Source organism: Streptomyces qaidamensis (assembly GCF_001611795.1).
Taxonomy (GTDB): domain Bacteria; phylum Actinomycetota; class Actinomycetes; order Streptomycetales; family Streptomycetaceae; genus Streptomyces; species Streptomyces qaidamensis.
The window spans coordinates 856820-881257 of the sequence record NZ_CP015098.1 but is presented as its reverse complement, the minus strand read 5'-3'; the positions used below and the strand labels follow the sequence as shown (position 1 = coordinate 881257).

Below are 24438 nucleotides of genomic sequence, written 5' to 3'. Positions count from 1 at the left end.
AGCACCCATGGGAAGCATCAGAGTGGGCCGACCCCAGGCGAAGCCCGACACGCCCCGGCACATCGCCGGTATCCATCAGGGCAACCGGGGACCGCGCGAGCGGCAGAAGGGACACCACGAGGACGGCACCGCCGACGCGCGCCGCTCCACGGGGATCCACTGGAAGCGGCATGACACCCTCGCCGAGACCATGCCGAACATCTCCCCGGGATGAGCACCGTGATGAGAACGAGCAGGGAGTCACTGCGATGAAACGAGTACGCAGACCCGTCGCGCGCAGACGGGGCGGGATGAGCGGACAGCGGGTGCTGAAGACCGAGGCCGTCCTGGTGGGCGGTGTGGCCCTGGTCCTGCTGTGCTGGGAATGGCCCAGCCTGAGGCGCGAGATGCGGATCTGGCGGATGGCCGGCGGATTCCGCGCCGGCCGCCGCTACCCGTGAGCCGGCCGTGCACGAACTGTCGATCGCGACCGCGATCATCGAGCGGGCCGACGAGCTGGCCCGGGCGGACGGGACGGACGCCGTCTCGAAGGTGACCGTCCGGGTCGGCGAGCTGGCGGGCGTCGTGCCGGACGCCCTCGGCTTCGCCTTCGAGGTGGCCCGCGACGGCACCGCCCTCGCGGGGGCCCGGCTCGTCGTCGAGCAGATCCCCGCGCAGGCCTGGTGCGGCCCGTGCGCCGAGGAGTTCGCGGTGGGCATGCCGCCGTTCTTCTGGTGCCCGCGCTGCGACCAGCCCTCCAGCGACCTGCGCAGCGGCCGGGAACTGGAGATCGCCGGGATCGAACCGGTACCGGCATAGACAGGACGAAGGGCCCTGCCGATCCGCCGGCGGGGCCCTTCGTCCTGTCCTGCGGTCAGCAGATGCGCGGCAGCTGCTCCCCGAGCGGCAGGTCCACCACCCGCGTCCCGCCGAGCCCGGTGGCGACCACCACCATCCCCGGGTGCTCGGCGACGCACTCGCCGATCAGCGTCGCCCCTGCACCCTGCGGATGGGCCCGCATCGCCGCCAGCACCTCCTCCGCCTTCGACGGGGGCACGAAGGCGACCAGCCGCCCCTCGTTCGCCACGTAGAGCGGATCGAGCCCGAGGAACCCGCAGGCGTTCGCCACCGCGTCCGGCACCGGGATCGCCCGCTCCTGAAGCCGGACACCGGTCCCGGAGGCCCGTGCGATCTCGTTGAGGGACGCGCCCAGGCCGCCCCTGGTGGGGTCGCGCAGCACATGCACTTCCGGGGTGACGGCCAGCATCGCCGCCACCAGGCCCGCCAGCGGCGCGGTGTCGCTGGCGACCTCCACCCCGAACTCCAGCCCCTCCCTCACGCTCATGATCGCCACGCCGTGCAGCCCGATCGGGCCGCTGACGATCACCGCGTCGCCTGGCCGGGCACGCGACGGCCGGATGTCCACCCCGTCGGGCACGAGCCCCACACCGGCGGTGGTGACGTACACGCCGTCGCCGTGCCCGGACTCCACCACCTTGGTGTCACCCGTGGCGATCGTGACCCCGGCGGCCTCGGCCGCCGCACCCATCGAGCGGGCGATCCGCTCGACGACCGTCAGCTCCACGCCCTCCTCCAGGACGAAGGCCGCCGAGAGGTACGCGGGCACGGCGCCGCTCATCGCGAGGTCGTTGACGGTGCCGTTGACCGCGAGGTCGCCGAGGCAGCCGCCCGGGAAGAACAACGGCCGGACCACGTAGGAGTCCGTGGAGAAGGCCAGCCGCGCGCCGCCCAGTTCGAGGACGGCGGAGTCGGCGAGCCCGGCCAGGGTGGCGTTGCCGTAGGCAGGGGTGAAGATCTGCTCCATCAGCTCCGCCGACAGCGCGCCCCCGCCGCCGTGCCCCATGACCACGACCCCCTGGTCGCGCAGCGGGGCGGGACAGGTCCAGTTGGCCGGGTCCACCACATCGGCTCGTCGCTCAGGCAACGGGAGCCACCTCCTCCCGCTGTGCGGAACCGCCGGTCTGTACCGCCGGGGCGTTCATCCGGCGGTACAGGTAGTAGGCCGCGCAGGCGCCCTCGCTGGAGACCATGGTGGCGCCGAGCGGGGTGCGCGGGGTGCAGGTGGTGCCGAACGCGGCGCACTCGGTCGGCTTGATCAGGCCCTGGAGGACCTCGCCTGCCCGGCACTCGGCGGGCTCCTCGGTACGGATCCCGCTGACGTCGAAGCGGTGCTCGGCGTCGTACGCGCGGAAGGCGTCGGTCAGCCGCCAGCCGCTGGCCGGGATCCGGCCGATGCCGCGCCAGTTCCGGTCGGTGACTTCGAAGACCTCCTCGATCATGCGTACCGCGGCCGGATTGCCCTCCTCGCGCACGGCACGCGGGTAGGCGTTCTCCACCCGGTGCTCACCGCGCTCCAGCTGGCGGACCGCCCGGCGGATCCCCTCCAGGATGTCCAGCGGCTCGAAGCCGGTCACCACCATCGGCACACGGAACCGCTCGGCCAGCTCCGGGTACTCGGCCATGCCCATCACGCTGCACACGTGCCCGGCGGCCAGGAAGCCCTGCACCCGGCACTCGGGCGCCGTCATGATCGCCTCGACGGCCGGGGGCACCCGCACATGCGACACCAGCAGGCTGAAGTTGGACAGGCCCAGCCGGCGCGCCTGGTGCACGGCCATCGCGTTGGCCGGGGCGGTGGTCTCGAAGCCGATCGCGAAGAACACCACCTCCCGGTCCGGGTTGCCGCGGGCCAGCTCCAGGGCGTCGAGCGGCGAGTACACCACCCGCACGTCGCCACCCTCGCCCTTGACCCGGAACAGGTCACGGTCGGTGCCCGGCACCCGGAGCATGTCGCCGAAGGAGCAGAAGATCACCCCGGGGCGCGAGGCGATCTCCAGCGCCTTGTCGATGACCTCCAGTGGCGTGACACAGACCGGGCAGCCCGGCCCGTGAATCAACTCCACCTGTTCGGGCAGCAGTTGGTCGATGCCGTGCCGGATGATCGAGTGGGTCTGCCCGCCGCACACCTCCATCAGGGCCCAGGGCTCGGTGGCCGTGGCGCGGATCTCGTCCAGCAGCCGCCGCGCCAGCTGGGGGTCGTTGAACTCGTCGATGTACTTCACGCCGTACCCGCCTCCTTCTCCGCCTGCTCCCAGGCGTCCCCGAACTCCTCCTCCAGCAGCCCCAGTTCCTCGAACAGCTTCAGGGAGGCCAGGGCCGACTCCTCGTCCAGACGCTGGAGCGCGAAGCCGACGTGCACGATGACGTACTCACCCACCTTCACGTCGGACACGTACTCCAGGCACGCCTGCTTCTGCACGCCGCCGAAGTCGATCAGCCCGGTGAGCGGATCGGCGCTGTCGTCGATGGACACGACCTTGCCGGGCACTGCCAAACACATGGGTCACTCCTCCTGTCGTAGGTGCGCCGCGACCACCAGCTGGCCGAGGGCCAGCCCGCCGTCGTTGGGCGGGACCTCGCCGTGCCGGAGCACCGCGAAGCCGTCTTGGGCCAGCAGCCGCGCGCACTCCTCCTCCAGCAGCGCGTTGGCGAACACCCCGCCGCTGAGGGCGACGGTGGCCAGACCGGTGTCCTGACGCGCCCGCCGGCAGATCTCCGCCACGGCCCGCGCCACGCCGCGGTGGAAACGGGCCGCGAGCACGGCGGCCGGGGTGCCCCGCCGCAGATCGGTGATCAGGGCGCCGAGCGCGGGTGCCGGGTCGAGTCCGCCGGCGAAGGCGTACGCGGTCGTGTCGGCGCCCCACACGGAAGCGGCCGCCGCCTCCAGCTCCAGCGCGGCCTGCGCCTCGTACCCCGCGCGATGGCACACGCCGACCAGCGATGACACGGCGTCGAAGAGGCGGCCCATGCTGGAGGTCGGCACACACGCCAGACCGCAGGTCAACTGCCGCCGCAGCACGGCCCGTTCGTCCGGCGCGCACGCGGTCACGCACGGCAGGTCCGCGTCCCACGGAAGTCCCGCCGCCCACAGCCGGGCCAGGGCCAGCCGGCACGGGTTGGCGACGCCGGCGTCGCCGCCGGGCAGCGGGGCGGGCGAGAGGCGGGCGTAGCGCCGGAAGCCGGTGTAGCCGGCGAGGAGGACCTCCCCGCCCCAGACCGTGCCGTCGTCGCCGTAACCCGTGCCGTCGAAGGCGACACCGATCACCGGGGTGGTGCCGTCGAGGCCGTGCTCGGCCATCGCGGAGGCGATGTGCGCGTGGTGGTGCTGGACCAGCACGGGCGCGCGTCCGGCCAGCCGGGCGGCCCACCGCGTCGAGTGGTACCCGGGGTGCCGGTCCGCGGCGACCAGTCCGGGGCTCACGCCGGTCAGGCCGCGCAGCCGCGCGTCCGCCCGCCGGGCCGCCTCCAGGGTGGCCAGATCACCCATGTCGCCGATGTGCGGCCCGAACCAGGCCTGGTCGCCCTCGCCGAGGCACAGGGCGTTCTTGAGGTCGCCGCCCACGGCGAGGGCGGGCCGCACCGGGACCGGAAGTCGCAGCGGACGGGGCACGAACCCCCGGGACCGGCGCAGCACCTGCTCGGTGCCGTCGGGCCGCACCCGCAGCAGGGAGTCGTCGCAGGGCGAGGCGATGGGCCGGTCGTGGGCGAGCCAGGCGTCGGCGAGACCGGCGAGCCGGGCCAGCGCCTCGTCGTCGTCCGTGACGATCGGCTCCCCGGAGCGGTTGCCGCTCGTCATGACCAGCACGCGCGGGCCGGGCGGGTCACCGGGCAGGCCGAACAGCAGGGTGTGCACGGGCGTGTAGGGCAGCAGCACGCCGAGGTGCGGGCTGCCGGGGCAGACGCCGGGCGCGAGGCCGTTCGCCTCCGGTCGCCGGCGCAGCAGGACGATGGGGCGCCGGGGGCTGGTGAGGGCAGCCAGTTCGGACGCGGAGACCTCGGCGATCCGGCGGACGTCGTCGAGGTCCGCGCACATCACCGCGAACGGCTTGCCGCCGCGTGCCTTGCGGGAGCGCAGCGTGTCGACGGCCCGGGCGTCGGCGGCGTCGCAGGCCAGGTGGTAGCCGCCGAGGCCCTTCACGGCGACGATCCGCCCGGCCGCCAGCAGCGCCCGCGCCGCTGCCAGGGCCTCGGCGTCCCGCGCCGGGCGCACCCCGCTCCCGGCCGCCGGCACCAGACGCAGCCGGGGACCGCACCCGCGGCAGGCCACCGGCTGGGCGTGGAAGCGCCGGTCCAGGGGATCGCCGTACTCCCGGGCGCACTCGCCGCACATCGGGAAGCCGGACATGGTCGTGACCGCCCGGTCGTACGGCATGCCCGTGGCGATGGTGAAACGGGGGCCGCAGTGGGTGCAGGTGACGAACGGGTGCCGGTGCCGGCGGTCGGCCGGATCGCCCAGTTCGCGCAGGCAGTCTGCGCAGATCGCCGTGTCGGGCGGGAGGAGGGTGCTGCCGGGGGAGCGGTCGGTGGAGCGGATGGTGAAGGTGCCGTCGACGCCGGTGACGGGCAGGTCCTCGACCCCGACCCCGGTGACGGAGGCCAGCGGCGGGGCCTCCTCGGCCAGCCGGTCGCAGAAGGCGCCGACCCCGTCCGGCGGGCCCTCCACCTCGATGAGGACACCGCTCGCCGTGTTGCTCACGAAGCCCGTGAGCGCGAGGTCGGTGGCGAGGCGGTGCACGAAGGGCCGGAAGCCCACACCCTGCACGGTGCCGCGCACGGTGACGCGGCGGCGCACGGCCCGGGTGACGGGCGCTGTCACGGGACGAGGCCGGCTTCGGCGCCCTCGTGCGTGTGCGTGTGGCTGTGCGGGCGGGGTGCCAGGGGCGGCCGGTGGACAGGGGCCCCGTCCCGGACGGCCAGCACGCGTTCCAGCAGGGCGTCGACGCCGGCGCCGGAGCGGGCGCAGGAGCGGAGCACCTCCACCCCCGGGTTGACCCGCTGGACGTTCGCCTCGAAGGCCACCTCGTCGAACCCGGCCGGCCCGGCCAGATCGGTCTTCGTCAGCACCACCAGATGAGCGGATCCGAAGGCCGTGGGGTACTTCAGCGGTTTGTCCTCGCCCTCCGTCACCGCCATGAGCACGATCCGCAGGCTCTCGCCGAGGTCGTAGGACGCGGGGCAGACGAGATTGCCGACGTTCTCCACGAACAGCAGCGAGGTGCCCTCGGGCAGCCAGTTCTCCACATGACCGCGCAGCTGCCGTGCCTCCAGATGGCACAGGCCGTCCGTCAGCAGCTGCTTCACCGGGGCGCCCGAACGGGCCAGCCGGCCGGCGTCGTTCTCGGTCGCCAGGTCGGCGGTGAGGGCGGCCACCGGAAGGCTCCGCTCCACCGCCCTGGCCAGCACCCGCCCGAGCAGTTCCGTCTTGCCGCTGCCCGGGCTGGACAGCAGGTTGACCACGCTCACACCACGCCGGGCCAACGCGTCGCGCAGGCTCGCGGCCAGGCCGTCGTTCTTCGCCAGGACGGCCCGGGTGACCTCGTCCACGGAATCGCACATGGGCGCCGCTCCTCGCGGGTCGGTGGGGAAAATCGTTCCGCTACCGATCCTCCGGGCTGCCGCTCACCGTGCCCGGGAGCCCGGCCGACGACAGGGCTGCGGATTCGTCCGGGCGGCTCAACGGGGGCGTGGCGGCCGGGTCGGCGAGCAGCACCGGCACCAGGGTGTGCAGCGCCGCGACCGCCTGCCCGACCGCCTCGCGCACCGTCGCGCTGATGCCCGGGGCGATGTCCTCGTCGGCGGGTGCCCGCAGCTCGGGCTCACAGGCCAGGACCAGGACGCGGGGGAGGGGCTCGTCGCCCAGGTGGGCGGCCAGGGCGAGCACCTTCGCCGGGTCCATGCCGTGGGCCTCGGGCGGGGCGTCCGCCGTGGAGCCGTCGGGCAGGTCCGGCTCGATCAGCGACAGCGTGCCCGGCTCGTGTCCCCGCACGGCCGCGTCGACCAGGACGGCCGTGTCGTAGCCGTCGAGCAGTTCGTATGCCAGGTCCATGCCGCGGATGCCGAAGTCCCTCACCCGTACCTCCGGGGGCAGCGGGTCCTGGTCCAGGGCGCGGATCACCTCGGGGCCGAAGGCGTCGTCGGCGAGGAAGATGTTGCCGACCCCCGCCACGAGCAGCCGCGCGCTCATCGGGCGTCCCCGGTGGCCAGCGGCCGGGCGGAGCCGTTCGGGAGTTTGCGGACGAAGGCGGACCGCAGCGCGTGGTAGGGCGCCTCGGGGTCGAAGAAGACGGCGCGCATCTGGGCGAGTTCGGCCCGCCGGTATTCGGCGAGGGGCCGCGTCAGCTCGTCCGCGTGACGGGCCGTGGCCTTGGCGGTGATCCGGCGCGGAAGGTCCGGGTCGGCGGCCAGGTCGGCGGCCAGGCGCTCGACCTCGGGGGCGAACTCCTGGGCCGCGACCGGCACCAGGCGGTCCACCAGCCCGATGCGCTCGGCCGTCGCGGCGCTCACCGGCAACGCCTCGGTCGTCAGCCGCTCGGCCGTCTCGGCGCCCACCCGGCGGGGCAGCGAGTACGTCCAGTACTCCGACCCGTACAGGCCCATGTTCCGGTAGTGCGGGTTGAGGACGCTGCCGGCGCGGCACCAGACCTCGTCGGCGGCCAGGGCGAGCATCACGCCGCCCGCCGCCGCGTTGCCGCCGAGGGCCGACACGACCAGCCGGTCGGTGGTGCGCAGCACCGCCTCGACCAGGTCGTTCATGGCGTTCAGGTTGGACCAGGACTCGCCCGCCGGGTCGTCCGCCGCCTCGATGACGTTGAGGTGGATGCCGTTGGAGAAGAAGTCGCGGGCACCGCCGAGCACCAGGACCGAGGTGGGGCGGGTGAGGGCGTATCGCCAGGCGGCGAGCAGCCGGCGGCAGTGGGTGGTGCTCATGGCCCCGCCCGGGAAGGAGAAGGCCAGAAACCCGATGGGGCCGCGCTGCCGGTAGCGGATGTCGGTCCAGGTGATGCGGTCCGGGGGCAGTTCGAGCGGGGCGGCGATCTCGGGCAGCCAGTACGGGCGGTCGTACGCACCCGGCATGCCCGGGCTGCTGCCGGGCGGGGCCGGGAAGTTCGCGAGGACCGAGGCCGCCGGGCGGCGGAACGGCGCGGGGTCACCGGAGCTCTTGCGGGGCCGCAGCTCCGGGATCCACACCGCGCCGTCCCGGGTGGCCCGGCAGAGCGCGCCGGCCCGGGTCGCGAGCAGTTCCCCGGGCTCCCCGCGCAGCCGGTCTTCGGGATGCCCGCCGTGCAGGAAGACCTCCCGGCCGCAGATCTCGTCCCTCACACCCGGCTGGGAGTCGGCGCCCCGCAGTTTGCGCAGCACCGTCGCCGTGCTGTCGTTCTCCCAGTCGATCCGCCGCTGCTCCTGGCGGAAGAAGTCCCGCCACACCACGTCGGTCCCGGGTTCGCTCTGCGGGCGCGGCTTGTACGACCCCTCGGCGTAGCGCCGCACGGCCAGCAGCACGGCGGCCGTGGCGGCGTCGGCCACCTCGTTGCGGTACATGTCGCTCTTGCCCGTCGGCGGCACCGTGAAGGAGCCGTCCGCCCACACGTCTCCCGCGTCCATGGCCGCCTCGGCCTGGAGTACCGTCACGCCCCACTCGGACGCCTCCTCGGCGATCGCCCAGTCCAGCGACGACGGGCCCCGGTCCCCGGGCGGCCCTGGGTGCACGATCAGGCAGGTGTGCTCCCGCCACACGTCCTCCGGCAGGGCCGACTTCAGCATCGGGGCGACGATCAGCTCCGGGCACCCCTCGCGTACGGCGGCCCGGACCGCGTCGGGGCCGTGCGAGGCGAGCACGACGTCCACGTGGTGCCCCTCGTTCGACAGTTCGGCGAACACACGCTGGGTCAGGCTGTTGAACGCGCTGGCGACGAGCAAGATGTCCATGACATGGCATGGTCGCCCGTCCGGGGAGGGCCGCGAAGGACCGCTGCGGCGTTTCGCGGCCCTCAGCCGCTTCCGGCCGAACGGGCACGCGGGCGTGCGGGCGCCACCAGGGGACCAGGACCTCGCGCGGCCGGGCCGCGCTGTCCGGTGCCTCGGTCGTGAGGGCCCGTGCGTCCCGGTCCGGGGAGACGCCCTGGCGCCCGTCACCGGGGCCGACGGCGGTCGGCCACGCACCGAGACCGGCCGGCCTGGAGGCGCTGCCGCACCTCCCGCCCTCGGCGACGACGCCTTGGGCCACGCGGAGGGCTCCGACGGATGCGATCGCCTTCACCGCGAGTGGTCTGCCCCGCGCCGCATGGCTCGATCGGGAAGCCGGGGGGGGGCGGGTCTGCCGCCCGCGAGCGACCGGCCTCGTCGGCCTCGTCGGCCGCACGTCCAGCGCTCCTGGGCGCCCGCCAGGCCCGCCAGGCCCGCCAGGCCCGCGGGGCCGCGGGGCGCGGCCCGAGTCCGCGCGACGTTCCGACTCCGCCGCTCACGGTCGCCCTGGCACGAGGCCCGGCCACCGGCCCGCGCCGCTCCGCCCCTCTCCCCTTAGGGGTCCTTTCACTATGCCCGTCCGGGGCGCGCGGCCTGGCACCGCACCTCGCCGCGTTGACGAAAAGCCCGGGAGCTCCGCTACAAGGGCTTCCCGGCGCCTTGCGGTGCACGGCACCAGACCACGCGCCCTGATCGGACGCCAATAGTGAAAGGACCCCTTAGGGCCTGTCCTGCTCCCCTTGCCCGGGCCGTACGCCTGACGCACGCTGTTCGTATGGGTGCGCAAGACGGCCCAACACTCATCAACTCCGTCCAGCGGGCCATGCGGCTGCTGGAGGCGGTGAGCGCGCACGAGAACGGCGCGCCGGCCAAGCTGCTGGCGCGCGAGACGAGCCTGCCCCTGGCCACGGCCTATCACCTGCTGCGGACCCTGGTGCACGACGGGTACGTGCGCAAGCTGGACGACGGCGGCTTCATCCTCGGCGACAAGCTCCAGACCCTGCAGTCCACCGGGCGTGCGCAGGCGCTGCTCAGCCGGGTCCGGCCCACCCTCGCCGCCCTGCGGGACGAGCTCGCGACCGCCGCCTACCTCACTTTCTACGAGGAGGGCGAGATCCGGGTCGCGGAGATCGTCGACGGCCCCGGTACCCCGCGCGTCGATCTCTGGGTGGGTTTCGAGGACGCGGGGCACGCCACCGCGCTGGGCAAGTCCGTCCTGCGCGAACTGGACGAGGAGGCCCGCCGGGACTACCTGTCCCGCCACCACCTCGCCGACCTCACCCCCCGGACCATCACCAGCCTCCCGGAACTGCTCCGGCGACTGGAGACCCCGCCGCTGGCCCCGGCCATCACGGACGTGGAGGAGTACTCCCTCGGCACGGTCTGCGTCGCCGTCCCGGTCTACAGCGGGGACACCGTCGGCTCCCTCGGTGTCTCGCTGCCGTCGAACCGGCTCTCCCGGCTGCCGGAGATCCGCGAACGGCTGCTGCCGACCGCGAGCCGCGTGACGAGGGGCCTCTCGCTCACTATCTGAAAATCCGCTCCTTGCCCGCGCCCCGGCTCACCCCGTTTCCTGGATAAAACGGACATTCCGGGGGCGCGCCCCGAGCCTCGCGCCCCCGCTCACAGGTGAGGACCCGATAGGAACATGAGCCATGCGCGAGACCTTGGTGGCAGCCACCGGCCTGCACGGCCGTTCAGCGTCCGAGTGGCCGGTGCCAGGGGGTCGGCCCGCAAACGCGCGCTCGCGCAGCTGGCCGCCGGCACTCCCGTCCTGCCCGCGCTGGTCGTCTGCGTCGTCGTGCTCTCCGGCCTCGCCGACGGTGCCGGGATGATCTGGCTGCCTCTGCTCGTGGCCGGTCCCGCGCTGGCGGCGACGACCAACGGGCCGCGGGGTGTCTTCTGGGTCGGTTTCCTCACCGCGCTGCTCGGCGCCCTGCTCGGGGTCCGGGACGGTGTGCCCGGCCGGGAGCTGATCGCCGTGCTGGCGGCGCTGGTGACGGTCACCCTCGCGAGCGGCCTGGCCAGCGTCCTGCGCGGGCGTCGGGAACGGGTGCTCGCCGCCGTCCGCTCGGTCGCGGAGACCGCCCAGCACGCACTGCTCAAGCCCGTGCCGGCGACGGTCGGGCCGTTCCAGGCCGCCGTCCGCTACAGCGCGGCGGCGGCCGAGGCCCGGATCGGCGGGGACCTGTACGCACTGATACCCACCCCGCACGGGGTCCGGCTGATCGTCGGCGACGTGCGCGGCAAGGGGCTTCCGGCCGTGGGAACCGCGGCGCTGGTGCTCGGTGTCTTCCGGGAAGCCGCCCACGACGAGCCCGATCTGCTCGCCGTGGTCGAGCGCATCGAGCGGAGTCTCGCCCGCAACCTCGGGCACGACGACTTCGTCACCGCCGTGGTCGCCGGATACCCCCGGGCCGGGCACCTGGAGGTGGTGAACTGCGGGCACGCGCCTCCCCTGCTGGTCAGCGCGTCAGGGAGCATCAGCGCAGTGGAGCCCCCGCACCCGGCCCCGCCGCTCGGTCTGCGGGCGCTCGCGGGCCACACGCCCGCGCTCCAGACGCTGCCCTTCGCCGACGGCGACCAACTGCTGCTCTACACCGACGGGGTCACCGAGGCCCGCGACGGAGGACGGGCCTTCTATCCGCTCGCCCAGGGGCTGGAACGCCACGTCTCCCACGAGCCGGCGCGCACCCTCGACGCCCTGCACGACGAACTGCTGGCCCATGTGGGCGGCCGGCTGCACGACGACGCGGCCCTGCTCCTGATCCGCAAACCGGCCGCCGACCGGGCGGTGGCTTCCGGGGCCGGCCACCCCGGCCCCACCGCCGCCGCCCCGGCGTCCGAGGCGAAGTGCTCCTGAGAGCCGCCGGGGCCGCGGCGGATCACGCCTCGCGCAGGTCCTTCACCCGGCGGATCTTGCCGATGGAGCGTTCCAGGGTCTCCGGTTCGACGACCGTCACGTCGGCGGTGATGCCGATGCCGTCCTTGACGGCTTTCGCGATCGCCCCGGCCGCGGCCTCGCGCTGCTCGGTGCCGGTGCCGGTGCCGGGGTGGGTCTCGACGAGGACGGTCATGTGGTCCAGGCGGCCGCGCCGGGTCAGCCGGATCTGGAAGTGCGGGGCGACGCCGGGCGTGCGCAGCACGATCTCCTCGATCTGACCTGGGGAAGACGTTCACGACCAGGAGATGCGTGGAATCATCGCCGAAGGATTCAAAGAGGTCTGTTTCCAGGACGGCGGTAGCCGGGCTAGCGACCGAGGTAAAACGAGATACACAACTCCGTTGCCTGACCCCAGGAAGGGAGGGGGCTTGAGCGCGTGGTTTCAACACCGTAGAGGTGATTCCAGTTGCCCTGAACTGGGGATCAGGGCGCATCACACAGTGATCACCCGACGACGTCCAGCTCCGGGACGAGGCCCCGTGCAACAGCTTCTCGACTCATTGGTTCGGGGAGTCGGGCGGGGGAAGCCGGATGGTGCGCTCCCGGTCGACGGCGTTGACGCCGTCGACCGCTACCAGGGACGGAATCCGGTCCTCCGCGACCGTTCCGGAGAGTGTGCCAATGGTCGGCTGCTCTCGCTCAACCGTCAGCCCGGCTCGCCGCAAGGCTTCCACCACTCCCGCAAACCGGTCGGGGGCGACAGCGATGATGACCTGGACCGGCTCGGACTGGGACGACTCACTCACGGGGCCTGCAGCAAACCCACGCCGACGTCCCTGGCGAGCTGTGTCAGCGGGAACGCACCGGACAGCAGACTGGCAGTGAGCTCGGCCGCAGAAGCGTCGGGGTTGCCCTGGGAAAGCAGTGCGAGCACACCCGCGACATGCGGCGCGGCCATGCTGGTGCCCGACATTGTCACGTAACCGCCGCCAACGGCAGCCGAGTGCACGACCTTGCCGGGAGCCGCGATGTTGACCTCGCCGCCCTGGCCGTTGATGCCTCCGCAGGAGGTGGACGCCGTCTGCAGTGCCTTGTCCAGGGAGGCTACGGCGAGGATTGAGGGGCAGTTGGCGGGTCGCTCTACGGGTGCAACAAAGCCGGGCCTCAGGCTGCTGTTGCCAGCCGCGGCAACGATCACCGCCCCGCGTGTGAGCGCAAGTTGTGCCGCGAGCTCGTATGTCTGCGGGAAGAGTTCACCGGGCCGGACCGGAGCACCCAGCGACAGTGAGATCACCCGCGCGCCGCGATCGATCGCCCAGGCCATACCTGCAAGGATTTGGCCGTCTGTGCCGTCGCCGACTCTGTTGAGCACCTTGCCGGCAAGCACCCGCGCCTCGGTCGCCACGCCGTAGCGGGGCTGCTGCTGGGGGTTGGCCGGACCAGCGGCGGTGCCAATGCAGTGTGTGCCGTGGCCATGAACGTCCTCCACGGTCTCACCGAACACGAAGGAGGCCGTCTCTTGTATGCACCCGACTAGGTCCGGGTGGTCGGTGTCCACACCGGTGTCGAGGACAGCGATCTTCACTCCGCGTCCGGTCATGCCGGAGATGGTGGCCCTGATCGCCTGGAGGCCCCAGGTCGTGTTCTCCTCTTCCACGACTGGCCCCTGGGAAGTGGCGATTTCGATGCGGGAATGGCGGGTGACCACGTCCTCGTCGCTACGGTAGGCCGGGAAGAACTCGGTCGGAGCCTGCTGCGGCGCGGTGATCGGCGAGGCGTGGACCTTGCGCTCCGGCTCGGCCGCGAGGATCGAGGCTTCGGCCTCGGCCGTGGCAACCAGCGTGTGGCGCTGCTCGGGCCGTACTTCGACGATGGCAACAGCGAGGCCTTCGAAGAGCACTGAAACGTTGGGGCGCTCGAGGAGTTCGACGGCGTTCGCGACTGCGGCTCCTCGGACACGTTCCACAGGCGCGATGTCGGCGGAAGAACGCAGTGCGTTGAATCCGCTCTCCTGCTCACTCGGGTCGAGTGCAATCACGTACCGGCCGGTGTACTCCGTGCCCTGGCCCATGACCTGGCCACTGTGCCGATCGGGCTGCTCGCCGGAGGCACGCCCGTTCATAGGTGCGTTCGCCATTTGAGTTTCCCGCCTTCTGTGCGTTCCCCTGTTTGTGGTGCGGTTTGTGGTGCGCCGATCAACCGAGTGGGAGGCGCCCAGGTTCGTGGGCCGCTCGCGGCGGTCAGTAATCGCGCCCTGAACGACACCCATGCCCGTTGTATCCAACGGCTTGAACTACGCCCAAGAACCGTGCTGGCGAGCGATCAGTCGCCTGTCGGCTTCCACGACCAGAGAAATAGGCCCCGCTACAGCTCCACATCACTTCCGGCCACCGCCGGCGCAGGGGGACCTGCGCCGGCGAGGAGGCATTAACACCCCTGCCCTCTCGTTGAGACCAGCCGCTGTTGTTCGGACTGTGAGACCGATCTAGACCGGTCCTGCCTTCCGATGGACGTTATGGAGCCACCAGGATGTGGAGTCGAGCGTTGACATCAGCGTCCCAACCGATCGAACCCCGTACGGAGATTGTTCCATCGTTGTGCGGCACAATGTTGTGGACTTCCATGCTGGCGGCCCCTTGGAACGGGAGAACTTGCCCGCCGAAGACACCGACTTCACAGATCGATGCGAGCACTACACTGGAAGCGTTGACCCCAGCGACGCCAATCCTCTTTTCGAAACCATGGTGGTCTCGGAAAGGGAAGGTGAAGAGGCGACCCGCGCTCGGTCCCGTTTCGCTAGCTCCAGTTGCTGGTTCAACTGACTCGGCAGGATGCGATACCTGCCACCCGTCCGGGGCCTCACCGTTTGTCGATGTTGTACGCGATTCCCTCGTTTCGCTTTCAAGTTGCATGACTAACTCTCCTCTTGCGCACGTCCCTTGAGAAGGAATGTCACTTCCAGCGTTGCATCCTGAGGCAACTCATGCATCTGGAGAACCCGGCGGCCGGCCTTCGTATCTGCCACTGCGGTCTTCTCGGCAAGTGCGGTTAGCCTCGGCGTTTCAGTTGGGGCTGGTGGGCGGCTGGGAGAGATTGTTTGGGGTCGTGTCGGCCAGTGGACATGGTGAGGGCCTGACGCGGAGTCGGGTTCTCCGAGGTCCTTCAGTCGAGGGTGGGCGGGGACGGTGAGTCAGCCGGCGGGGCGGGGCAGTGCGGCCAGGCGGTGGAATGCGGCCGCGAGTTCACCAGGCGTTGAGCTCCTCGACCCCGGCGCCGGGGAGGTGTCGACCCCGGCCACCGACGTCGCGGCCGCCGCAGACCCGGTTCTCATCAGCAGCCCGAGCGACTCGACCGCTCCGTGGCCGAACTCCTCAACTACGTCGCCGCCACCTGGGAGAAGCCGGACATCCCGCTGCGCGAGCACGCTCAGGCTGTCGCCCACAACCTGATCCGCTCCCTGACCCGCTGGACCCGCGCCCCAGACGCGCCAGCGCGCTGTGGCCCTGGCCCCGGTTCTGTAGGAGGGATCTGCTCGATGCCCGCATCCACGGCGCCCGGTGCGCGTACCGTGGCGGTACGCGCCGCCGGGAGGAACAGCCGATGAGCGCGCAGCCCGACCATGCACCGGTCACGCCCTACGCCCCCCGCGCCCGGGGCTCCGGCCGAACTGCTCGCCCAGTTGCGCGCCGACCGCCGCGCAGAGAGGTGGGTGCCGGCTTTCGAGCAGGAGTGGACAGCGGCGCTGGAAGAGTCGCGCCGCACCTTCTCCCTCGCCGCGCTGTACGAGGTCGTCCAGGTCTGGCAGGCCCGCGTCGCCTCCGCTCCGGCGGTCGACGCGTTCCTCGCCTCCGGCCGTGACGAGTCCGGGTTCGTGGAGCTGCAGAAGATCCGGAGCAGGCGCCGGTGACCGGTCAGCCGTACGCGGTCCGGCTGTCTCCTCCGGACCGCGAAGGTGCTCGATGCCCTGCCCGAGCACGCGGAGCACATGGTCTGGGACGTCCTGGACGCCGCGGCCGCCAACTCGTGGGGCTTCCCACAGATGGGACGCCGGTGATCCGGAGGGCGAGGACGTGCGCATCGCGTCCAGGTACCAGGCTGTCCACCACGCTGCGGTTATGCCAGGACGCTTCGTCCCGTCCCCACTTCTTCTCCGTCTCTTCGGCGCTCATGCGGAGGTCGTCGCCGATCACGTGAAATTCGCGGACGTGGAGTGGCTCGATATCAAGTTTTAGGCACGCCGAATTCGGGGCTCGCCGCCAAGTCTGCGTGAGCCGAAGCACGATAGTTGTCATATAGGCAGGCTTGTTGTCACTGGCGGGGCCGCGGTGTGCTGTCGATCGTCTCGGCCCCGCTGCTGGCGTGGCCGTCGGGCGGGGGCTTGAGTGCTCGGTAGTAGGGGTGGTCGTCCGGCTGCCTCCTGCCAGTGGCAGACGTTGTGCCGCTGTCGGCACCAGATGCGCGGAGTTCTCGATCGTGGGCGATGTGCGGTGGGCAGGGAGCGAACTCAGACGGCGCGCACGCGTTCACGAGCTCGTCGGCATCAGGTCCTGGAAGCCGACCACCCGCAGCAGCTGCAAACGCTGGTGCGACTCCGTGCCCGGGCGGGCTGTGTGGATGACGAGCTGCTGGTTGTGGTCGGAGTTGACGAGGACCTCGCAGTCGAGTTCGAGGATGCCGATCGCAGGGTGTCGGAAGCGTTTCGTGGCGGCGCGGCGTACGGCGACGTGGTGTTCGTCCCAGAGGTGGGCGAACTCCTCGCTCGCGGCGCGTAATTCGGCGACGAGTGCGGCGGGTTCGGGGTCTGTGGGGCGGGCCGAGGCCACCGCTCGCAGGCCTGCGACCTGCTCGCGGGCGCGCTCGGGGCGGTCCTCGGGTGGGAACAGCTCCTGGACCGCCGGGTCCAGGAAGAAGCGGCGGATCATGTTGCGTCCTCGGGACGGGAGGGCGAGGACGTCTCCGCTCAACGCCCGCGACAGCGCGTTCTGGGCCAGGACCTCGCCGCAGTCGGTCGCCACCATCGCCGGGGTGTCGTGCAGCCGGTCCAGCACCAGGAGCAGAGCCGGGCGCACGTGCGTGCTGGTCACCTCCCGGCGCGGCGGCCGTTCACCGGTGAGGTGGAAGAGGTGGTCGCGTTCGTCCTCCGTCAGGCGCAGGGCGCGGGCCAGCGCGGTGAGCATCTGGCGGGACGGGCGCGGGCCCCGAGACTGTTCCAGCCGCGTGTAGTAGTCCACGGACATGCCGGCCAGCTGGGCGACCTCCTCGCGGCGCAGCCCCGGCGTACGGCGGCGGGCTCCGGCCGTGAGACCCACGTCGGAGGGGTCCAGGCGGGCGCGAGCGCGGCGCAGGAAGTCGGCGAGTTCGGCTCGGTTCACCTCTCCAGGGTGCGACAGACCGGCCGGCTTATCCAGGGACTCCCGATCCCCCGACGAAGAGTGCTCTCCCGGTCGCTCCCGCATCCGCCGAGGCTGGTCATCAACAACAGGCGACACAGTGCGTAGGGAGCACATCATGCTGACTTTGGTGACCGGTACGACGGGACAGGTCGGACGCCGCTTCGTGCCGAGGCTGCTGGCCCAGCGGCAGCCGGGCGAGCAGGTGCGGGTGCTGGTACGGGACGCAGCCCGCAGCGAGCGCTTCGCGGATCTGGGGGCCCAGGTCGCCGTAGGAGACATGCGCGACGAGGAGACACTCGGCAAGGCACTCGCCGGCGTGGACGCCGTCGTGAACATCGCCGCCTCCTTCCGCGGGGTGCCGGACGAGGAGATGTGGGCCGTCAACCGGGACGCCGCGGTGGCCCTGGGCCGCGCTGCGCAGGCCTCCGGCGTGAAGCGGTTCGTGCAGGTCAGCACAGGCAATGTGTACGGCGCTGGACGGGGCCGCCCGCTGACCGAGGAGGACGAGAGCCGGCCGGGCGGCGAGATGTGGGGCGCCTACCCCGAGTCCAAGGCCGAGGCCGAGCGCGAACTGCTCGCGCTCGAGAGCCTGGATGTACGCATCGGGCGACTCCCCTTCGTCTACGGTGAGGGCGATCCGCACCTCGCCGACTCTCTGGATTGGGCCGCCGGTTGGGCGCCGCACCAGCGTCTGCAGATGGCACACCACGCGGACGTCGCCCAGGGTCTGATGCGTCTGCTGTACGCGCCAGGCATCGTCGGCCGGATCTACAACATCGCCGATGACGCCCCCGTCACGACGGTCGAGCTGTACCAGCTCAACGGCGTTGAGGCGCCCGCCGGGCTCCATGACCTCACGGACCCCGACCCGTGGTTCGGGATCATGTCCAACCAGCGCATCCGACGGGAGCTCGGCTTCCGGCCGATCTATCCGAGCGCCTGGACGGCCCGGGACGCCGGATCCTTGTGACGGTCACTGCGCGAGGTCACTCCATCCTCTGATCCGCCCCACCAGCAGCGTCCCCGCCAGCCGATCACGACCACCACCGGGCGCAGCCCCCGGCAGCCGCGCGGGTACGTCACGATCGGCACCGCGCGGGCAGGATCTGGTGGCCTTCTGCCCTTATCCCCGCCGCCTCCGCCGACACCAGTCACCTCGTCCTGCCCACCAACCACTACGCCTCGGAGGAGTGGCGCTGCTCGGAGCGTCGGGGGCGTACTTCCTGCGGGAGGACGAGCCGTCGTACGGATATCACCACTGCCCGCTGGGCTCCGTCTGCTTCTTCAGCGAACAGAACGGCAACGGCGACATCTGCAGTTGGAAAGGAGACGACACGGACTGGCTCGCAGGGAAGGAGACCTGCGCCTGGACCCGGGACCGCCCGGTGAAGTCGGTCTTCGTCAACGTTCCCGACGACGGCCGGGCGCCGGGCGGCGTGGAGTACTTCCGGGGCCGCGACTTCACCCCCACGGGCATCGACCGCACCCGGCACAGCCGGCGGACCGGCTGCACCGCGGTCCGCCAACAGGGCAACCTGGCGGGCACGTACGCCCCGCTATCCCACCGTTGGATCGATCACTGCTGAGGCGGTCCTCACCGCGTCCGCGATGCACGCCGCTCTCCCCAGTGGAACGCGTTCCCTTTTCCTGAGAAGGGAACCACCCCTAACTTTAGGGCTCGTTAGGACAACAAGGGGGACAAATGATGTACAGCATCATCGTGGTGCCGCCCGAGTACGGCGGGCCCGGGGAACAGATCCGCCTCGCGCCCGGGGAACAGCTCGACTTCGGCCGGAGCACGGGGGCGCCAGGCCCTCACCTCACCATCGCGCACGAAGGGGTGTCCCGGGCCGCCGGCCGGATATCCGCACACGACACCTTCTGGATACTGAGCAACCTCAGCCACTCCCAGACCTATGTCGTGGAGAACCCGGAGGGTGCGGGCGAGCACATCAAGGTCGCACCGGGCCGCCTCAACGCCCCGGTACCCTTCGAGTTCGCCCGGGTGGTACTGCCCGCCGGCGGCGAGCTGCTCAGCTTCGAAGTGTGGGCGCCACGCCACGACTACCTCGACACCCGGGCGACGGACCAGGAGTCCCCCGGCGGCGCCACCACCGCCCCGGCGTTCGCCCTGGACCGCTCCAAGCGCTACTTCGCGGTGCTGACCGCGCTGTGCGAGCCCCGGCTGCGCGGTGCGCCGCACGCGCAGCTGCCCACCGTCGAGCAGCTGGCCGAGCGGCTGCGACCGATCTGGCCCACCACCAACCGCGCCGCCGTGCAGTGGAACATCGACTACCTGGCGGTGAAGCTGCGCCTCAAGCCCGCCCCGGACACGGCGGAGTCCGGTCCCCGGCTCAACGGCAAGAAGGAGTCGCTCGTCTCGCTCGCGCTCCGCTTCGACCTTGTCCGGGAGGACGATCTCGTCCTGCTCACCCGCCCCCGCGAGGCGGTGCGGTGAACCCGTCCCGTACGAGCCCGGGACATCCGTACTCCGTGCACGTCCCCAAGGGCTATCGCGTCGGCGGCTGGGAGGTCCGCGAGCCCATGGCCGCCGGGGCCTTCGGCAGCGTGTACGCGGGCCGACGCGTCGGCCCGTCCGGGGAGCCACCGTCCGTGTCCGCGCTGAAGTTCCTGCCCACCGGCACCAGCACCCCACGCCAGCTGCGTCATCTGCGGGAACTCGCCGAGCGCGAGGTGAAGTTGCTGAGCCGGCTGCAGGCGCCACGCCTCATCCGGTTGTACGAGACGCTGACGGTGGACGACCCCGGGCACCCGGAGCTCGACGGCGCCACCGTCCTCGTACTGGAGAAGGCCGAGGAGTCCCTCGACGCCCTGCTCTCCCGGACGCCGAGACCACGCGGCGGGCCCGAGCTGCTGGCCCAGATCTGCGCCGGCCTGTACCAGCTGCACCACGCGGGCTGGGTGCACGGCGACCTCAAGCCGCCCAACGTCCTTCTAATGAAGGACGGTTCGGTGCGCCTGGCCGACTTCAACATGGCCGCCGAGATGGAGGGCACGCACGCGTACACCCCCGCCTTCTCCACGCCCGACTACACCCCGCCCGAGCTGCTCTGGTCCGAGATCGGCGAACGCGGCCGCCAGATCCGCCCGGCGGCGGACGTCTGGGCCTTCGGCGTACTCGCCCATGTCGTGCTCACCGGCTCCCAGCCGCTGCCGGGCCCCACCCCGTCCGCCCGCCGGGACGCGGCGGTGCGCTACGCGCAGGGCCATGACGAGTTGCGCCTCTCCCCGGAACTCCCCTCCTCCTGGCAGCAGATCATCGCGGACTGCCTGGCCCGCACGCACCGGGAGCGCGCCGTCCACGACGCGGCGTCACTGCTGCGCAGGGTGGAGTCGGCGGCGGGCACGGCCCGCTCGCCCCGGTCGCACCCGCTGCCTCGGCGGTGGCGCTGGGCCGCGATGGCGGCGGCCGGGCTCGCGGCGCTCGGCCTCGGGGTGAACAACGCCCTGGCGGGGGCGGGCGAGACCGCCGCGGGCGCCGTGGGTTATGACCGGTGCGACAAGGGCAGCGTCTGCTTCTTCACCGAGCGGGACGGCATGGGCGAGATGTGCGCGTGGGACGGCGACGACAACGACTGGACAGCAGGCGAGAACCATTGCGGCTGGGCCGCCCCGAAGAAGGCCCGGTCGGTCTTCAACAACGGCCACGACACCGACGCGGGCGAGGAGTTCGTCGATGTCGCCTACTACGCGCAGAAGCGGCTGCGCGAGCCTCTGGGCTGCGTCGAGGTGGGCGCCAGGGAGAACTTCACCGCGCCGCTGCGGACCCGGTCGCACATCTGGGAGAAGAAGTGCCGAGCCAGTGATGCGCGCCCTTCGGCGGCCCAACCCTCTGAGATACGAGTACGCGGTGACGCCCCTCCGGCGGGACGGTGAGCGGAGCACACCTCCGCCGGGCACGCCGCCCGGCCCTGCGAAAGGGGTCCGATGCCGCAGAGCAAGAGGAAAGTCCGGCGCCTTGGACACCGGCTGCGTACGGCGATGCTCGCCTGTGCGGCCGCGCTGTCGCTGGGAGCCGCCACGATGTCCGGCGCTTCGGCTTCCGGTTCCGCTTCGGCTGCTGGTTCCGCATCCGCCGACGGGGCATCGCTCACGCAGGCGCCACCCCCGGGCAAGCCCGCCTTCCAGATGCCGTTCTCCTGCCAGAGCCAGTGGCAGCTCAACACCTACGACGCCGGGCACGACCCCGCACTCGACATCGTGGTGAAGGGCAACACCGGATCCGACGGCCTGCCCGTACAGGCGTCCGCCACGGGGACGGTCACCGCGACCTACTGGGACAACGGCTCGGGGAACACCATTCAGGTCAAGCACGCGGGCGGCTGGTTCACGGCGTACTACCACCTCAAAGACGCCCCCGACCGCTACGTCAAGAAGGGCGACAAGGTCCAGCCCTCGACGCGCATCGGCCGGATCGGCGCCTCCGGTGGCACGAGTTGGGCCCATCTCCACTACGAACAGCGCTACTTGGCGGCCGGCGACTTCACCGACGAAAGGCACCGCAAGCCGGTCCATTTCAACGGCGTCGAGTACACGGGCGTCGGCAGGCAGTGGCCGAGCGTGACCAGCGCCAACTGCGGCGACTCCGCCGCCTGGAAGGACTGCCCGCCGGGCTCGGTGTGCTTCTACTCCGGCACTGACGGAACCGGCAGTGTGTGCCGGACCGACAGCGACGACCCCAGCAGCGCGTGCGGTCTGCGCAAGTCGTTCTTCAACAACGGCAACGTTCAGGAGGGCTACGACCACGTCCAGGTCACCTTCGTGGAGGGCGGGGGCGCCTGTCTGCACCGCGGCTGGGACGAGGGCCGGGGCAACTTCGCCTCCGGCGGCCGGACCATCGACTCCGTGCGGTGGCGGGGCGAATGCCCGGCCTGAGCGGGGGTTTCGCCGGCGCGTACCGCCACTCCTCTGATGTACGAGGTACCGGCACCCGGCCCGGGTCGGCCATGGTGTGAACACGTCACCGGGAGCGGCGTGGCACACCGGAAGCGACATCACTGAACGTCGCCCACAACGCCCGGCCGCACCGTCATGCGCCTCGATCGAGGCAGACCAAGGGGGAACAAACATGCGCAAACTAGGTGTCACCATCGCCACACTCGCCCTGACGGCCGTCGGCCTGGGCGTCCCGGCCACTTCAGCCCAGGCCGCCAGCGGTTACGACCGCTGTGCGAAGGGCGACGTCTGCTTCTTCTCCGGCAGCGGCGGTAGCGGAAGCATGTGCAGCTGGGACGCCGACGACAGCGACTGGCGGGGCGGTGCCATCACGTGCTCGTGGTCGGGCACCACGACGGTCAAGTCGGTATACAACAACGGCTACGCGGGAGGCTACGACGCCGTCAAGTACTACCGCTACGCCAACTACAGCACCTACGAAGGCTGCGCAGTCAACGGCTTGAAGTACACCTACTCGACCCCGAAGACCCTCCGCTCCCACAAGTGGGCCACCAGCTGCTGATCGGGCAGGCTGTCGTGCCCCGGCGCCGCGCGAAGCGCGGACGGCGCCGGGGCGCTGGGCTGCCCCCCCCGGGGGGCACGGCCGACCCCGACGACGAGACCGGTCGCGGTCCTGCCCTGATCGACGCGATCACCCTGTGCCGAGCCGCCGGGCGGGATCAGCGCACGGCCGGACCGCCACTCGGCGCGCAGCACGGCCGCCCCGACCGGGGTGAGGGTGTGCAGCACCGACGGGCCGTTGCGGTGGCTGGTCACGCACCCCGATCCGGCTGTCACGTCGGAGTGTCACGCTGACGATCCGGCCCGGCACCACGGGCCCGGCCCCGGATCTGGGCCACCTCGCCAATCAGCGTGACACCCCTCCCGGAGCGACTACGGTCCGCATCCGGCTGCGATCCCTCGTGCCCTGTGTCACCGAACTCTGACCGCGTGCCACCGAAGCGTGACGGACGCGAGTTTGCGTCATCGAAGGTTGATCGCGCTGGTCAGAGCCCTGACAGGGTCCGCCCCGATCCCATCCCTGGCACAGGACAGCGGTGAGGGTCAGTGTCCGCGCAGGAGGTCCTCATACGCGGCCACGGCTCGCTCCCTCAGCTCGTCTTCAATGGACTGGACGACCTTGAGGGCCTCCTCGTCGATGCGTTCCGCGTCCAGAACCTCGAAGAGGCTGTGACCTCCGAGCTCCAGGCGCAGCTGCTGCTCGGGGAGATCGCGGAGGGCCCGGCCGTCGCCTGACGCCGTCGGTGCACGGCCCCCGCCGCGCCCGTATAGCCTTCTCCGACTCCGCCGCGAAGCGGCTGGGAGAACATCACCAGCGAGGCGGAGATCCACGCCCTGGACCGCGCCCTGGTCGTCCTCTCCGTCGCCCCGGACGTCGGCGAGCCGATCCCCGGCGACACCGCCGGCCCCCAGCTGCGCCAGTACACCGACCAAGTCGAAGCTGTCCGCGTCCTGTACTTCGTCACCGCGCTGCGCACCGTCGTGGTCGTCGCGTACATCGAGGTCTAGCCGCCGAAGGAGCCCAAGGTGCCGTCCGGCATCGAGCAACTCGACGCCGGCCGACAGCTCACCGGGCTCCGCCAGGTGCTGGACTGCCCCACCACGGCGACCACGCTCCGGCAGGGCCGCGCCACCGAGCCGGGGGAGCCGCCGGACTGGCTCGCACTGCTGTGCCCCGCCCACTGCGAGGCCCTGCCCGGGTGGCCAGGCACCGCCGCCGACACCGACGGGCTGCGCCTCTCCTGCGGATCCGTCCTGGACTACCGGTCGGCCGAGCAACTGCTCCAGTCGCACGCCGACCTGTGGCTGACGCCCCTGAGCGGGGTGGACCCGAAGACGTACGCCGGGGTCTGGCCCGACGTCCTGGACCAGGCCGACCGCGTACTGCGCGCCTGCGGCCCCGGAACTCCGCCATCACCTCGCCACCCCGCCGGACGGTCACGTCGTAGACGCCGCTGCGGCCGTGGCGCACGCGCTCCTCGGCCCGCGCCACGAGGGTGTCGCCCTCGTGCGCCGGGGCCACGAAGGTGATGTCCGCGCCGGCCGCGACGGTCACCGGGCCGTGGCTGTCCCACGCGCAGGCGAAGGCGCTGTCGGCCGGCGGGAAGACGTAGCCGCCATGGGCGGTCCCGTGGCCGTTCACCATCGCGGGGGGCACCGTCATCCGCAGGACGGCGGCCCCTTCGCCCTGCTCCAGCAGCTCGATCACGAGCCCGCGGGAAGCCCGGTCCGCGGCGAACATCGCCTCCGCGGCCGCCGTCGCGCCGGCGGTATGGGTCATGTCTCGCTCCACCTTGTAGCCCGACCGACCATTCGGTTAGTTTGGTGCTGCCAAGTGATCCAGCCGCCCCGGTGGCTGTCAAGGGTCCAGGACTTCCCCGG

23 protein-coding genes and 3 pseudogenes are annotated in these 24438 nt (G+C 71.7%); 14 read left to right on the top strand and 12 right to left on the bottom strand.

Annotation, left to right across the window (positions count from 1 at the left end; all coding sequences use genetic code 11):
* Positions 1-7: 7 nt before the first annotated feature.
* From A4E84_RS03950 to hypA, 3 genes are read left to right on the top strand one after another with little or no spacing between them, the layout of a single operon-like run.
* Positions 8-214, top strand: coding sequence for a hypothetical protein (locus A4E84_RS03950; RefSeq protein WP_062925202.1), 207 nt, complete (start codon positions 8-10; stop codon positions 212-214).
* Positions 215-248: 34 nt separating this feature from the next.
* On the top strand, positions 249-440 hold the full coding sequence (locus A4E84_RS42820) for a hypothetical protein (protein ID WP_062925201.1): 192 nt from the start codon (positions 249-251) through the stop codon (positions 438-440).
* Between the two features lie 7 nt (positions 441-447).
* Complete coding sequence (hypA, locus tag A4E84_RS03940) at positions 448-798, top strand: hydrogenase maturation nickel metallochaperone HypA (RefSeq protein WP_062925200.1); 351 nt, start codon at positions 448-450, stop codon at positions 796-798.
* A gap of 55 nt (positions 799-853) precedes the next feature.
* Here hypA and hypE read toward each other — a convergent pair whose 3' ends face one another.
* Genes hypE through A4E84_RS03905 form a run of 7 tightly spaced genes read right to left on the bottom strand, consistent with a single transcriptional unit; the run spans position 854 to position 8766 of the window.
* The gene (gene hypE, locus A4E84_RS03935) at positions 854-1924 is read right to left on the bottom strand and encodes a hydrogenase expression/formation protein HypE (protein ID WP_062925199.1); all 1071 of its coding nucleotides are present in this window, start codon (positions 1922-1924) and stop codon (positions 854-856) included.
* Positions 1917-3062 carry a hydrogenase formation protein HypD gene (hypD, locus tag A4E84_RS03930; RefSeq protein WP_062925198.1) on the bottom strand — a complete coding sequence of 382 codons (1146 nt, stop codon included), beginning with the start codon at positions 3060-3062 and terminating at the stop codon, positions 1917-1919. The genes hypE and hypD overlap by 8 nt, the downstream gene beginning before the upstream one ends.
* The gene (locus A4E84_RS03925) at positions 3059-3340 is read right to left on the bottom strand and encodes a HypC/HybG/HupF family hydrogenase formation chaperone (protein WP_062925197.1); all 282 of its coding nucleotides are present in this window, start codon (positions 3338-3340) and stop codon (positions 3059-3061) included. Before A4E84_RS03925 ends, hypD begins: the two co-directional genes overlap by 4 nt.
* A gap of 3 nt (positions 3341-3343) precedes the next feature.
* On the bottom strand, positions 3344-5656 hold the full coding sequence (gene hypF, locus A4E84_RS03920; protein ID WP_062925196.1) for a carbamoyltransferase HypF: 2313 nt from the start codon (positions 5654-5656) through the stop codon (positions 3344-3346).
* Complete coding sequence (gene hypB / locus A4E84_RS03915) at positions 5653-6396, bottom strand: hydrogenase nickel incorporation protein HypB (protein ID WP_062925195.1); 744 nt, start codon at positions 6394-6396, stop codon at positions 5653-5655. The genes hypF and hypB overlap by 4 nt, the downstream gene beginning before the upstream one ends.
* Before the next feature lie 40 nt (positions 6397-6436).
* A complete protein-coding gene (locus A4E84_RS03910) occupies positions 6437-7024 on the bottom strand; it encodes a hydrogenase maturation protease (RefSeq protein WP_062925194.1) in 588 nt (195 codons plus the stop codon).
* The gene (locus A4E84_RS03905) at positions 7021-8766 is read right to left on the bottom strand and encodes an enoyl-CoA hydratase-related protein (RefSeq protein ID WP_062925193.1); all 1746 of its coding nucleotides are present in this window, start codon (positions 8764-8766) and stop codon (positions 7021-7023) included. The genes A4E84_RS03910 and A4E84_RS03905 overlap by 4 nt, the downstream gene beginning before the upstream one ends.
* 811 nt (positions 8767-9577) lie before the next feature.
* On the opposite strand from A4E84_RS03905, the gene A4E84_RS03900 reads away from it, so the two are divergent.
* Together A4E84_RS03900 and A4E84_RS03895 are read left to right on the top strand one after the other, a co-directional pair.
* Positions 9578-10336 (top strand): IclR family transcriptional regulator, encoded by a 759-nt coding sequence (locus A4E84_RS03900; RefSeq protein WP_062925192.1) that lies wholly within the window; start codon positions 9578-9580, stop codon positions 10334-10336.
* 114 nt (positions 10337-10450) lie between these two features.
* A complete protein-coding gene (locus A4E84_RS03895) occupies positions 10451-11665 on the top strand; it encodes a PP2C family protein-serine/threonine phosphatase (RefSeq protein WP_079128852.1) in 1215 nt (404 codons plus the stop codon).
* A gap of 22 nt (positions 11666-11687) precedes the next feature.
* Here the strand turns inward: A4E84_RS03895 and A4E84_RS03890 are convergent.
* Both A4E84_RS03890 and A4E84_RS03880 read right to left on the bottom strand, forming a co-directional pair.
* Positions 11688-12006 (bottom strand): annotated as a pseudogene (locus A4E84_RS03890) (phenylacetate--CoA ligase); the annotation flags it as partial.
* Positions 12007-12488: 482 nt separating this feature from the next.
* Positions 12489-13823, bottom strand: coding sequence for a S8 family serine peptidase (locus A4E84_RS03880; protein WP_079128850.1), 1335 nt, complete (start codon positions 13821-13823; stop codon positions 12489-12491).
* 1482 nt (positions 13824-15305) lie between these two features.
* On the opposite strand from A4E84_RS03880, the gene A4E84_RS03870 reads away from it, so the two are divergent.
* On the top strand, positions 15306-15593 hold the full coding sequence (locus A4E84_RS03870) for a DUF6247 family protein (RefSeq protein WP_237304813.1): 288 nt from the start codon (positions 15306-15308) through the stop codon (positions 15591-15593).
* A gap of 616 nt (positions 15594-16209) precedes the next feature.
* On the opposite strand, the gene A4E84_RS03865 is transcribed toward A4E84_RS03870, so the two are convergent.
* On the bottom strand, positions 16210-17058 hold the full coding sequence (locus A4E84_RS03865) for a helix-turn-helix transcriptional regulator (RefSeq protein ID WP_062925187.1): 849 nt from the start codon (positions 17056-17058) through the stop codon (positions 16210-16212).
* A 136-nt stretch (positions 17059-17194) separates the two neighbouring features.
* On the opposite strand from A4E84_RS03865, the gene A4E84_RS03860 reads away from it, so the two are divergent.
* The 6 genes from A4E84_RS03860 to A4E84_RS03835 all read left to right on the top strand — a co-directional run bounded on the left by A4E84_RS03860 (position 17195) and on the right by A4E84_RS03835 (position 22558).
* The gene (locus A4E84_RS03860) at positions 17195-18049 is read left to right on the top strand and encodes an NAD-dependent epimerase/dehydratase family protein (protein ID WP_062925186.1); all 855 of its coding nucleotides are present in this window, start codon (positions 17195-17197) and stop codon (positions 18047-18049) included.
* 220 nt (positions 18050-18269) lie between these two features.
* A complete protein-coding gene (locus A4E84_RS42815; RefSeq protein WP_062925185.1) occupies positions 18270-18665 on the top strand; it encodes a peptidase inhibitor family I36 protein in 396 nt (131 codons plus the stop codon).
* Positions 18666-18784: 119 nt separating this feature from the next.
* The gene (locus A4E84_RS44040) at positions 18785-19537 is read left to right on the top strand and encodes a hypothetical protein (RefSeq protein ID WP_062931281.1); all 753 of its coding nucleotides are present in this window, start codon (positions 18785-18787) and stop codon (positions 19535-19537) included.
* 86 nt (positions 19538-19623) lie between these two features.
* Complete coding sequence (locus A4E84_RS44035; protein WP_107308461.1) at positions 19624-20976, top strand: protein kinase domain-containing protein; 1353 nt, start codon at positions 19624-19626, stop codon at positions 20974-20976.
* Between the two features lie 51 nt (positions 20977-21027).
* Positions 21028-21975, top strand: coding sequence for a peptidoglycan DD-metalloendopeptidase family protein (locus tag A4E84_RS03840; protein WP_079128848.1), 948 nt, complete (start codon positions 21028-21030; stop codon positions 21973-21975).
* A 193-nt stretch (positions 21976-22168) separates the two neighbouring features.
* A complete protein-coding gene (locus A4E84_RS03835) occupies positions 22169-22558 on the top strand; it encodes a peptidase inhibitor family I36 protein (RefSeq protein WP_062925183.1) in 390 nt (129 codons plus the stop codon).
* On the opposite strand, the gene A4E84_RS03830 is transcribed toward A4E84_RS03835, so the two are convergent.
* On the bottom strand, positions 22507-22812 hold the full coding sequence (locus tag A4E84_RS03830) for a hypothetical protein (protein WP_062925182.1): 306 nt from the start codon (positions 22810-22812) through the stop codon (positions 22507-22509). The genes A4E84_RS03835 and A4E84_RS03830 overlap by 52 nt on opposite strands.
* Positions 22813-23103: 291 nt before the next feature.
* Here A4E84_RS03830 and A4E84_RS44255 point away from each other — a divergent pair, with 291 nt between their 5' ends.
* Together A4E84_RS44255 and A4E84_RS44250 are read left to right on the top strand one after the other, a co-directional pair.
* Positions 23104-23292 (top strand): hypothetical protein, encoded by a 189-nt coding sequence (locus tag A4E84_RS44255; RefSeq protein ID WP_079128847.1) that lies wholly within the window; start codon positions 23104-23106, stop codon positions 23290-23292.
* Positions 23289-23565 (top strand): annotated as a pseudogene (locus A4E84_RS44250) (hypothetical protein). Before A4E84_RS44255 ends, A4E84_RS44250 begins: the two are co-directional and overlap by 4 nt.
* A 358-nt stretch (positions 23566-23923) precedes the next feature.
* On the opposite strand, the pseudogene paaI reads toward A4E84_RS44250, so the two are convergent.
* Positions 23924-24337: pseudogene (gene paaI, locus A4E84_RS41990) on the bottom strand (hydroxyphenylacetyl-CoA thioesterase PaaI); the annotation flags it as partial.
* Positions 24338-24438: the final 101 nt, after the last annotated feature.

Bases quoted from the DNA above. Each gene is read 5' to 3' on its own strand.
- A4E84_RS03950 (WP_062925202.1), top strand. From the start codon at position 8: ATGGGAAGCATCAGAGTGGGCCGACCCCAGGCGAAGCCCGACACGCCC.
- A4E84_RS42820 (WP_062925201.1), top strand. From the start codon at position 249: ATGAAACGAGTACGCAGACCCGTCGCGCGCAGACGGGGCGGGATGAGC.
- A4E84_RS03925 (WP_062925197.1), bottom strand. From the start codon at position 3,340: ATGTGTTTGGCAGTGCCCGGCAAGGTCGTGTCCATCGACGACAGCGCC.
- hypB (WP_062925195.1), bottom strand. From the start codon at position 6,396: ATGTGCGATTCCGTGGACGAGGTCACCCGGGCCGTCCTGGCGAAGAAC.
- A4E84_RS03910 (WP_062925194.1), bottom strand. From the start codon at position 7,024: ATGAGCGCGCGGCTGCTCGTGGCGGGGGTCGGCAACATCTTCCTCGCC.
- A4E84_RS03905 (WP_062925193.1), bottom strand. From the start codon at position 8,766: ATGGACATCTTGCTCGTCGCCAGCGCGTTCAACAGCCTGACCCAGCGT.
- A4E84_RS03900 (WP_062925192.1), top strand. From the start codon at position 9,578: ATGGGTGCGCAAGACGGCCCAACACTCATCAACTCCGTCCAGCGGGCC.
- A4E84_RS03895 (WP_079128852.1), top strand. From the start codon at position 10,451: ATGAGCCATGCGCGAGACCTTGGTGGCAGCCACCGGCCTGCACGGCCG.
- A4E84_RS03880 (WP_079128850.1), bottom strand. From the start codon at position 13,823: ATGGCGAACGCACCTATGAACGGGCGTGCCTCCGGCGAGCAGCCCGAT.
- A4E84_RS03870 (WP_237304813.1), top strand. From the start codon at position 15,306: ATGCACCGGTCACGCCCTACGCCCCCCGCGCCCGGGGCTCCGGCCGAA.
- A4E84_RS03860 (WP_062925186.1), top strand. From the start codon at position 17,195: ATGCTGACTTTGGTGACCGGTACGACGGGACAGGTCGGACGCCGCTTC.
- A4E84_RS44040 (WP_062931281.1), top strand. From the start codon at position 18,785: ATGTACAGCATCATCGTGGTGCCGCCCGAGTACGGCGGGCCCGGGGAA.
- A4E84_RS44035 (WP_107308461.1), top strand. From the start codon at position 19,624: ATGGCCGCCGGGGCCTTCGGCAGCGTGTACGCGGGCCGACGCGTCGGC.
- A4E84_RS03840 (WP_079128848.1), top strand. From the start codon at position 21,028: ATGCCGCAGAGCAAGAGGAAAGTCCGGCGCCTTGGACACCGGCTGCGT.
- A4E84_RS03835 (WP_062925183.1), top strand. From the start codon at position 22,169: ATGCGCAAACTAGGTGTCACCATCGCCACACTCGCCCTGACGGCCGTC.